This is a genomic window from Rhodopila sp. (genome assembly GCF_035548235.1).
Taxonomy (GTDB): domain Bacteria; phylum Pseudomonadota; class Alphaproteobacteria; order Acetobacterales; family Acetobacteraceae; genus Rhodopila.
This window is the reverse complement of the sequence record NZ_DASZTJ010000229.1, coordinates 1-9853: the sequence shown is the minus strand read 5'-3', so window position 1 is coordinate 9853 and position 9853 is coordinate 1. Positions and strand designations below refer to the sequence as shown.

Annotated in this window: 9 protein-coding genes; 2 read left to right on the top strand and 7 right to left on the bottom strand. The window is 68.2% G+C overall.

Annotation, left to right across the window (positions count from 1 at the left end; all coding sequences use genetic code 11):
* The first annotated feature begins 251 nt into the window (after positions 1 to 251).
* Positions 252 to 950 carry a hypothetical protein gene (locus VHB27_RS18805; protein WP_325603363.1) on the top strand — a complete coding sequence of 233 codons (699 nt, stop codon included), beginning with the start codon at positions 252 to 254 and terminating at the stop codon, positions 948 to 950.
* Between the two features lie 97 nt (positions 951 to 1047).
* Here the strand turns inward: VHB27_RS18805 and VHB27_RS18800 are convergent, their stop codons facing one another.
* From VHB27_RS18800 to VHB27_RS18770, 7 genes are all read right to left on the bottom strand, one after another.
* Positions 1048 to 1443 (bottom strand): DUF1801 domain-containing protein, encoded by a 396-nt coding sequence (locus VHB27_RS18800; protein WP_325603361.1) that lies wholly within the window; start codon positions 1441 to 1443, stop codon positions 1048 to 1050.
* 72 nt (positions 1444 to 1515) lie between these two features.
* Positions 1516 to 3186, bottom strand: coding sequence for a gamma-glutamyltransferase (gene ggt / locus VHB27_RS18795; RefSeq protein ID WP_325603358.1), 1671 nt, complete (start codon positions 3184 to 3186; stop codon positions 1516 to 1518).
* Between the two features lie 64 nt (positions 3187 to 3250).
* Positions 3251 to 4558 carry an NtaA/DmoA family FMN-dependent monooxygenase gene (locus tag VHB27_RS18790; RefSeq protein WP_325603356.1) on the bottom strand — a complete coding sequence of 436 codons (1308 nt, stop codon included), beginning with the start codon at positions 4556 to 4558 and terminating at the stop codon, positions 3251 to 3253.
* A gap of 209 nt (positions 4559 to 4767) precedes the next feature.
* The gene (fabI, locus tag VHB27_RS18785) at positions 4768 to 5535 is read right to left on the bottom strand and encodes an enoyl-ACP reductase FabI (RefSeq protein WP_325603354.1); all 768 of its coding nucleotides are present in this window, start codon (positions 5533 to 5535) and stop codon (positions 4768 to 4770) included.
* A gap of 221 nt (positions 5536 to 5756) precedes the next feature.
* Positions 5757 to 7373 (bottom strand): phosphoenolpyruvate carboxykinase, encoded by a 1617-nt coding sequence (locus VHB27_RS18780; protein WP_325603352.1) that lies wholly within the window; start codon positions 7371 to 7373, stop codon positions 5757 to 5759.
* 266 nt (positions 7374 to 7639) lie between these two features.
* The gene (locus VHB27_RS18775; protein ID WP_325603350.1) at positions 7640 to 8083 is read right to left on the bottom strand and encodes an ATP-binding protein; all 444 of its coding nucleotides are present in this window, start codon (positions 8081 to 8083) and stop codon (positions 7640 to 7642) included.
* Positions 8080 to 8421: an STAS domain-containing protein gene (locus VHB27_RS18770; RefSeq protein ID WP_325603348.1), complete on the bottom strand. Its 342-nt coding sequence runs from the start codon at positions 8419 to 8421 to the stop codon at positions 8080 to 8082. The genes VHB27_RS18775 and VHB27_RS18770 overlap by 4 nt, the downstream gene beginning before the upstream one ends.
* 132 nt (positions 8422 to 8553) lie before the next feature.
* Here VHB27_RS18770 and VHB27_RS18765 point away from each other — a divergent pair, with 132 nt between their 5' ends.
* On the top strand, positions 8554 to 9675 hold the full coding sequence (locus VHB27_RS18765; protein ID WP_325603346.1) for a PP2C family protein-serine/threonine phosphatase: 1122 nt from the start codon (positions 8554 to 8556) through the stop codon (positions 9673 to 9675).
* Positions 9676 to 9853 lie beyond the last annotated feature (178 nt).

Here is a 9853-nt window from a genome sequence, read left to right as displayed (position 1 = left end):
GATTCCATCAGAGTGCCGTTCCGGATGAAAGATGTTAGGATTGACCATCAGTAGGCCTAGTTCCAGCTCATAACACACGCTTATCCTTGCCAAAGCAGAGGATCACCCGTGATATGACGACTTAGGAAATCAAATTTTGGGTGTGTTATAAATCGCATTATTGGGTCTACGTTCCTCATTTCAGCTTTACGACCAGTGCAATTGGGACCAAAGAGAAATTCCTTGACATGATACGGAATATTGACCTATAGATGGGCAACCCCATCCTACAGGCCCCCATGTCCATCCTCGACCTTCCCCCCGCTTTCCTTCGCACCATCCTCCACTACATCGCCGTCCACCTCCTCAAAGGCGCCGACGGCAACATGGACGAAGCCTGGCAGGCCGCCGGGGACCTCATGCGCGGCCACGACCCGCAGACGGAGCAGGAATTCCGTCTCTGCGCGCTGCTGATCACCTTCAACCTGCAGGCCGGCGAGGCCTTGGCCCAGGCCGTCAATCCCAACCTGACGATCAACCAGGTGATGCGGCTGCGCAGCGGCGCGCTGGCGCTGACCCGCGCGGCGGACCGGACCGAACGCCGGTTGCAGCAAGTGCGGGCGGCGCGGCACGCCGAGGTCGACCGGATCGCCAACGCCCGCGACGCGGCCGAGCGCCCGGCACGCAAGGCCGAACCGCCGGCCAAGCCGAAGACCGCGACAGCGCCGGCCGGCATGGCGGCTGGGCCGGGCGGTGACCTGTCGGGCATGACCGCGGCCCTGCCGGCGGATATAGAGGCCATCATGGACGCCGCCGAGAAGGACCCCACGGTGACCGCGGAGGTCCAGGAGATCACCGACTACGCGACGGCGATGGGATTGGACTGGAACGAAGCCTTCAAGCAGTTCCAGGAGGCCCGCCTCGCCGCCGAACGTGCGGCAGCGCGGGCCGAGGTGGCAGCGGGGCTCTAGGGGCCGTCACCGATCCGACTTCCGATGGTCATGCGGGACGACCCCGGCTACCTGCACGTCGGCCATCCACGCCTCCGCCATCGTCACGTCGACGATCTCATGGGCCCCTGCCCCGGTTCAGCGCGACGGCGGCCTGCACCAGGGCCTTGAACGCCTGCTCATCCAGCACGTCGCCCTCATGGAGATCGATCGCGCGCCGGACATTGCCGTCCAGGCTGGCATTGAACAGGCCTGAGGGGTCCTTCAGCGCCGCGCCCTTGGCAAAGGTCAGCTTGACGGCGTTTTTATAGGTCTCGCCGGTGCAGATCATGCCGTCGCGATACCACACCGGCACGCCGCGCCATTTCCACTCCTCGACCACACCGGGGACCGCCTGCCGCACCAGCGCTCGGACATGGGCGAGCGTCTTGCCCCGCCAGTCGTCCAGTTCCGCGATCCTGGCATCGATCAGCCGGGACGGGTCTTCGGTCTTGGTCGTCTCGCCCTTCTTCATGTTGGTCGCCTTTCCTGTTTCGGCGGGCGCGGGACAGGTTCGGATCACGCCCACCGGCCGGCAGCGCGCCGGCTACCGCCGCGCCTCCGGCCGGAACCGCACGCCGGGCCGCGCGAGGCCGCCGCCGATGCCGATCGGGGTGCCGTCGGCCCGCCAGCAGGCGGCCCCCTCCAGCATGCCGTCCGGGTGGAACCGGATCGCGCTCATGCCGCCGGCGACGTTGCCGACCCGCACCGCGTCGTGGCCGCGCGCCAGCAGGTCCGCGAACACGGCGTCGCCGATTCCGCCTTCGATTTCAAGCGCATGTCCCTGGGTCCAGACGCGCGGCGCCTCCACCGCCTGCTGCACGGTCATGCCGTGGTCGATCAGGTTGGACAGCGCCTGCATCACCGAGGGGAAGATGCGCAGCCCGCCCGGCAGGCCCAGCGCATAGGCCGGCTTGCCGTCCCGCAGCACGATGACCGGCGACATCGACGACGTCACGCGCTTGCCCGGCTGCACCGAACTCGCCCGGTCCGGCCGGGGATCGAAGACGAACATGTAGTTGTTGGGGATCATCCCGGTGCCCGGCACCATGTACCGCGCGCCGAACAGGCTGTTGATGGTCTGCGTCGAGGCGACCACGTTGCCCATCCCGTCCGCCACCGTGACATGGGTCGTGTAGGCGGACCCTTCCGGCGCCACCTCGGCCGACCAGGCCTGGGCGCGGGCCATGCCGATCCGGGACCGGCGCGCGGCGGCATAGTCCTTCGACAGCAGCCTCTCCACCGGCACCTTGACGAAGGCCGGGTCGGCGGTCGCCGCCGCGCGGTCGGCGAAGGCGATCTTCAGCGCCTCGGCCAGCAGGTGGACGGTGTCGGCGCTGCCGAAGCCCAGGGCGCCGATGTCGTAGCCCTCCAGGATGTTCAGCATCTGGATGATGTGCAGCGGCCCCGAGGACGGCGGCGGCGGCCCGATGATCTCATGCCCGCGATAGGTGCCGCGGACCGGCGCGCGCGTGACCGTCCGGACCGCGTCCAGGTCCGCCTGGGTCAGATACCCGCCGGCCTTCGCCGTATGGTCCGCGTACCGCCGGCCCAGCGCCCCGCCATACAGCAACCCCGCGCCTTCCCGCGCGATGGCGCGCAGCGTCTCGGCGTAGTCCCCGGTCACCAGCCGCGCGCCCGGGGCGATCGGCGCGCCATCCGGCAGGTAGTGCCGAGCGATCTCGGGATCGAGGCGCAGGTCGGCGGCGCAGTCCGAGACGCATTCGTGCAGGTACCGGGTCACCCGGAACCCCCGCGACGCATGCCGCACGGCCGGCTCCATCACATCCGCTCGGCTGAACGTGCCGTGCCGTTCCAAGGCCTGCAGCCAGCCCATCAGGTTGCCGGGCGTGGCGACGGCGGTGGGGCCGACGGCGTTGCGCCGGCCGATGGTGTCCATGGTGCCGGGCATCGCGTCCGGATCGGGGGTGTAGACGGTCGGGCCGGTCGCCAGCGGGGCCGTGCTCTGCCCGTCGATCACCGTGTGGGTGCCGTCCGCCAGCCGGATATGGGCCATGCCGCCGCCCAGGATGCCGACCATCATCGGCTCCACCACCGTCAGGGCGAACAGCGCGGCGACCGCGGCGTCGATGGCGTTGCCGCCGGCGGCCAGCATCTCGGCGCCGGCGGCGGAGGCGAGCGGGTGGTTGGTGATGACCATCCCGCGCCGGCCGAACGCGGGGTGCTTCTCGGTGGGGATCGACGCGGTGCTCGACATGGGCTGCCTCGGCTGTTGCCCGCCGACCTTGGCCCGCGGCCGAGGCGCTGTGAAGGGCGCGGCGTCAGTATTCCAGCAGGTGGTCCCGCAGCATGCCGTGGCGATAGGCCTTGCGGTGGACCCCCAGCTTCTGCAGCGCCGGGGCCAGGCCGTCGGCGATCTCGGTGATGTAGCGGCGGGTCAGTTCCGGATAGGTGAACAGGAACCCGTCGCCGCCGACCTCCTCGATGATCTCGGACATCACGTGCGCGACCCTGTCGGGCGTGCCGGTGGGGTCGATGTCCTTCAGGGACAGCGATCCTTCCAGCAACTGCCTGGGGGTCTTGCCGCTGCACGCCGCGGCGATCGTCTGGTGGCCGTTGGATTTCAGGTCCGGCAGCACCTCGTCGAGGTCGAACTTGGAGAAGTCGATCCCGGTCAGGCGCGACAGCGACGCCAGGTGGAACTCGGCATGCGTCAGCGCCTCCCGAGCGATGGCCTTGCGGCGTTCCTGGGCGACGTCGTCGAACGCGTCGACGATCGGGGTGATCTGGAACAGCACCTTGATCTGGTCCGGGTCGCGGCCGAAGCCGGCGGCGCGGGCGCGGACGTCGTCGCGGAACGACTTCATCGCGGCCACGCTGCCGGCCTTGGCGATGATCGTCTCGGCCCAGCGGGCGGCGAAGCTGCGGCCGCGTGCCGATCCGCCGGCCTGGCAGATGACCGGCCGCCCCTGCGGCGCCCGCGGCGCCGACAACGGCCCGCGGGAGCGGAAATACCGCCCCTCGTGGTGAACCGGATGGACCTTGGCGGGATCGGCGAAGACCTCGGCCGCCTGGTCGATCACCATCGCGTCCGGTTCCCAGGATTCCCACAGCTTGCAGACCAGCTCGACATACTCGTCCGCCATCTCGTAGCGCTCGTCGTGGGGGAACTGCCGCTCCAGGCCGAAGTTCTGGGCGCCGCCGTCATTGCTGCCGGTGACGACGTTCCAGCCGGAGCGTCCGTCGCTGACATGGTCCAGCGCGTTGGTCAGGCGGGCGAGCAGGAACGGGTTGTACTCCGTGGTCGACAGCGTGGTGATGACGCCGATCCGCGACGTCGCCTGGATCAGGAACGGCGCCAGGACCGAGGGGTCGAGCTTCGGCGAATCACAGGCATAGCGCACATAGACGTCGTGGGAATTCCTGTAGGTGTAAGGGATGTTCGAGGAATCCTCGATCATCACGTAGTCGAAACACGCGCGCTCCAGCGCCTGGGTCAGGTTGATGAACAGGTCGGGCTTGACCCAGGCATGCGGGTTGGGGCCGCCCCAGGGCATCCGCCAGGCCTTGGGCCCGTATCCCTTGGAGATGAACCAGGCGAGGTGGAACGGCGTTCTGGACATCGTCATCGGCCCCTCTGCTATGCAGCGGGAGTCCAGCAAACGGCGTGCCAGGCCACGTCATGACAGGCGGATATACAAGCGTCCGGCCAGCGCACGCCGACCCGAAACGGACTCGCCGCAGGCCTGGACCGCGCGATCCCTGATGCGCGCGATTCCTGACGCGCGCGATCCAGGCGTGATGCGCGAGCGGACGCGACGCCGTCAGGCTTCAGGCTTCAGGCCATCAGGTGCTGGCCGCCATCCACCGGGATGACCGTGCCGGTGATGTGCTTCGCCCCGTCGCCGACCAGAAACGCCGCCAGCGCCCCGACATCGTCGACGTCCACAAGATGCCTTTCCGGCGCCTGCGCCGCCGCCCGGACCATCAGCTCGTCGAACTGCTCGATGCCGCTCGCCGCCCGGGTGCGGATCGGCCCGGGCGAGATCGCATGGGCGCGGATCCCCTTCGGCCCCAGCTCCGCCGCCGTATAGCGCACCGCGCTCTCCAGCGCCGCCTTCACCGGACCCATCAGGTTGTAGTGCTCGACCACCCGCTCCGACCCATAGAAGGTCACGGTCAGCAGGCAGCCGCCGCCGGTCATCAGCGGCTCCGCCAGGCGCGCCATGCGCAGGAAGGAGTGGCAGGAGATGTCCATTGCGATGCCGAACCCTTCGGCACTGCTGTCGACGACGCGGCCGTGCAGGTCCTCGCGCGGGGCGAAGGCGACGGCGTGCAGCAGGAAGTCGAGGCGGCCCCAGCCGGTGCGGATCGTCTCGAAGACGGCCTCCAACTGGCCGGGGACGCGGACGTCGCACGGCAGCACGAGGTCGCAGGCCAGGGAGTCCGTCACCACGCGGACAAAGGGCTCCGCCTTGGCGTTCAGATAGGTCGCCGCCAGCGTCGCGCCGGCATTGACGAAGGCCCGGGCGCAGCCGGCGGCGATGCTTTCATGGTTGGCGATGCCGACGACGAGGCCGCGTTTTCCTGCGAGCGAGAAAGGCATGGGACCACCCCTGGGTTTCGCTGCAATGCAGCATAACCCTGTCGGCCGCCCAGGTCATGGCCAATCCCATATGGCCAATCCCATATGGCCAATCCCATACGGCTAATCCGATATGGGGGGAGAGCCCGGCAGCGGTCCCGTGTCATGAGGCCCGTTGCGGGCCCGGCCGGCCAGGACAACGCTGGTCCCGACGCCGGCGGGGGCCAGCCCGACGAGGGACGTCAGGCCGCCGCGCGGATCGCGGCGGCCTTCACGTCGTCGCCCACGGCGGACTCGAAGGCCGCGAAGTTCTCCTCGAACCGCTTGATCAGGCCCTGCGCGGTGCGGTCGTACGCCGCCTTGTCGGCCCAGGATTGCCGGGGGTTCAGGACCTCGGACGGGATGCCCGGCACGCTGGTGGGGATCGACAGGCCGAAATACGGTTCCTTCGAGAAGTCCATCTGGTTCAGCGACCCGTCCAGCGCGCGGGCCAGCAGGGCGCGGGTGATCTTGATGCTCATGCGCTTGCCGGTGCCGAACGCGCCGCCGCTCCAGCCGGTGTTCACCAGCCAGCAGGTCGCGCCGTGCCGGGCGATCAGGTCGGCGAACATGCGGCCATAGACCTCGGGCTTGCGCGGCAGGAACGGGTGGGCGAAGCAGGTGCTGAAGGTCGCTTTCGGCTCCGACCCCAGGCCCTTTTCCGTGCCCGCGACCTGTGCGGTGTAGCCCGAGAGGAAGTGGTACATCGCCTGCTCCGGCGTCAGCCGCGCGATGGGGGGCAGGACGCCGAACGCGTCGCAGCACAGCATGAAGACGTTCCTGGGCTGACCGCCGCGGCCGGACAGTTCCACACTGGGAATGAACTCGACCGGATAGCAGGACCGCGTGTTCTCGGTCAGGCTGGCATCGGCCAGGTCCAGCTTGCCGTAATCGTCGCCGATCACGTTTTCCAATACCGAACCGAAACGATGCGTTGCGGCAAAGATCTCGGGCTCGGCCTCCTTCGAGAGGTTGATGACCTTCGCGTAGCACCCGCCTTCGAAGTTGAACGTGCCGCCCGGTCCCCACCCATGCTCGTCATCGCCGATCAGCGCGCGCTCCGGGTCCGAGGACAGGGTCGTCTTGCCGGTGCCGGACAGGCCGAAGAACAGCGCGACGTCGCCGTCCTTGCCGACATTGGCGCTGCAATGCATCGGCATCACGCCCTTCGCCGGCAGCAGCCAGTTCATCACCGTGAAGATCGATTTCTTGACCTCGCCGGCGTACTCGGTGCCGGCGATCACGATCATCTTCTGCTCGAACGACAGGGCGATGGTGGTGGAGGAGCGGACGCCGTCGACCATCGGATCGGTCTGGAACAGCGGCGCGTGCAGGATGACGTAATCCGGCTCGAACCCGGCCAGTTCCTTGCGCGGCGGGCGGATGAACATGTTCCGGGCGAACAGGGCGTTCCAGGCCTGGGTGGTGACGAGGCGGACGCGGACGCGGTGTTCGGGGTCGGCGCCGGCATAGAGGTCCTGGGTGAACAGGTCCTGCCCCTGCAGGTAGGCCTGCACCCGGTGCTTCAGCGCGTTGAACCGGTCCACCGGCATGCGCTGGTTGATCTTGCCCCACCAGACGTCGCCGGTCACCGAGGGTTCGTCGACCACGAACTTGTCCTGCACCGAGCGGCCGGTGTGGACGCCGGTCTGCACCATGAAGGCGCCGTCCACGGACAGGCGGCCTTCCTTGCGCCGGATCGCCTCGGCGACCAGGGCCGGAGCCGTCTGATTGCTGTGGACAGGTCGCAAACTTTGGACGCCCGTCCCCGACAAAGCGTGTTTGACGGCGGACGCGCTGGAAGGGTGGGCGTGGTTCAAGATCCGTTTCCTGCCTCTGACAATCGGTTCTGCATCTTAACGCGCCAAGGGTCTGCGCGGACCGGGTATAAACGCAACGGTTAATCTATGACAAACTATTACGTGTTGCCGCTCCGACGCATTCCAGGCGGCGAAAGCCACCCGGATCGTTGCGTTGCGGTTGACTATCCTGGCACAACCAGGACGTTTGGCGTCCCAATCGCCGGTTTGTCTCGAATATTCGAACGAATACAGGTTTCCGTGGACCGGTCAGAACACCGGTCGCTTCACGCGATTGTTCCCCCGGTCATTGCTCCCCCGGTCAGGAAGAAGCCCAGCCGCAAGACATTCCGGCCACCCCGCCGCTCATACCCGATCGAGGTCGTGAACGCTCGGATCAGGCCCAGCCCCCAGCCGCCCGGTTCGGCCTCTTCGAGACGGCTCGCCCGTGCGCGGACCGCCGCCTGGGTCGGATCGAAGGGGATGCCGTCATCCTCGACCTCCAGCACCATCAGGTCGCCCCGGCGCAGGGCCCGCAGGACGATGTGGCCGTCGCTGCCACCGGGGAAACCGTGCAGGGCCGCGTTGGCGACCGCCTCCTCCAGCGCGACGTGCATGCGCGACAGGACCGCGGCCGGACTGCCGGCCGCGACCTGGTCCAGCCAGGGATAGACGCGGGCGAGGTCCGCCAGCGCCGGGGTCAGGCGAAGTTCGGGATCCAGCGCGATCAAACGGCGGTCACCAGCGCGATCGCCTCGGCTTCGGACGCGAACAGCGGGATCAGTTCGTCGATGCCCATGGTCCGGATCACCTCCTCCACTTCGGCACGCGGGCCGAACATGCCGACCTTGCCGCGCTTGCTGTGGATGGATTTGGCGCACATGACCAGGCCGCGCAACCCCATCGAGGCCATGAAGCTGACCTCCACCAGGTCGATGACCACGGCGCGGCGGGACCCCCCGACCACGTTCAGCGGCAGGTCGATCTCCTGCGCGCCGGCCACGTCGATGCGGCCGCTGATGGCGACCTTCGTCACCCCATTGTCGAGTTCCACCACCGTCATGGGCATGGGCTGGTTCCGTTCCGTGCTGGAAGCGAGACGATCACGATAATTGCATGCAATCGCACCTGGATTGGCTTTTGTAAATGAACGGATTGTGACACTATCAAGACATTCTCTTGAAGTTGCCACGGAGCATCGATGGCGGCCGACGACGCGCCCGACGCGCTGGAACAGACCTTGATGCGGAAACCGGCGCCGGCGGTCGCGCCCGCGCCGGTCGGCCATTTCCTGTCCTTCACCCGCGACGGCCGGACGCACCGGGTGAAGGTCACGGAAGCAGGCGTCACGATCGGCCGCCACCCCGCCTGCGACATCCAGTTCCCCGTCGCCGAGGTGTCCCGCCAGCATTGCCGCGTGCGGCAGCAGGATGACGCGGTCGTGCTGCTCGACCTCGGCTCCACCAACGGCACCTTCGTCGCCGGACACCGCGCCGAGGGGCCGACCCCGCTGACCAACGGGACACAGGTCGCCATCGCCCATTTCGTCCTGCGCTACGAACAGCGCGACCTGCGGGAGCTGGAGCAGGAGGCGCGGCTGAACGAGGAACTGCGCCAGGCCGTCGATTACGTGCGCGCCATCCTGCCCGAACCGATCGTCGAGGGGCCGGTGCGGGTGGAATGGTTCTACGTGCCGTCGTCGGAGCTGGGCGGAGACGCGTTCGGCTACCAGTTCCTGGACGACACGACGCTGGCGGGGTTCCTGCTGGACGTCTCGGGGCACGGCATCGGCGCCGGGCTGCACGCGGTGAACGTGGCCAACACGCTGCGGCGGCGGGCGCTGCCCGGCGTGGAACTCCGCGATCCGGGCCAGGTGGCGGCGGGGCTGAACGCGATGTTCCCGATGGAGCATCACGGCGGGATGATCCTGACGCTGTGGTACTTCGTCTACGACCTGGCGACGCGGACGCTGCGCTTCTGTTGCGCGGGGCACCATCCGGCGCTGCTGACGGCGCCGTCAGCCCCGTCGCCGGCGCCGGTATGGCTGAAGGCGCCGTCCATCGGCATGCTGCCGCCCCGCCCCTGGCCGGCGCAGGAGATCGCGGTCGATCCGGGCAGCCGGCTCTATGTGTTCAGCGACGGCGCGTTCGAGATCGAGCAGCCGGACGGATCGACCTGGCGGATCGAGGACCTGCAGGCGATCATCGCCTCGGCCTCGACAGGTTCGACGGAGAGCCGGCGCATCTACCAGGCCGTGCGGGCGGCGGCGAAACCGGGTCCGCTGGCGGATGATTTTTCGGTGGTGGTGCTGCATTTCGGGTGATGCGGCAGACCATTCCGTTTCGTCTGCAACGGAATGGTCACGTCACCGGCGCCGGGTTGAACAACGCCAGCGCATTGCCGATCCCCCACCGCTCGGCCCACGGCTTCGTCCGCCCGGACGCGGTGTCCAGGATCAGCCGGAACAGCGCCCAGCCGGCCTCCTCGATGGTGGTTTCACC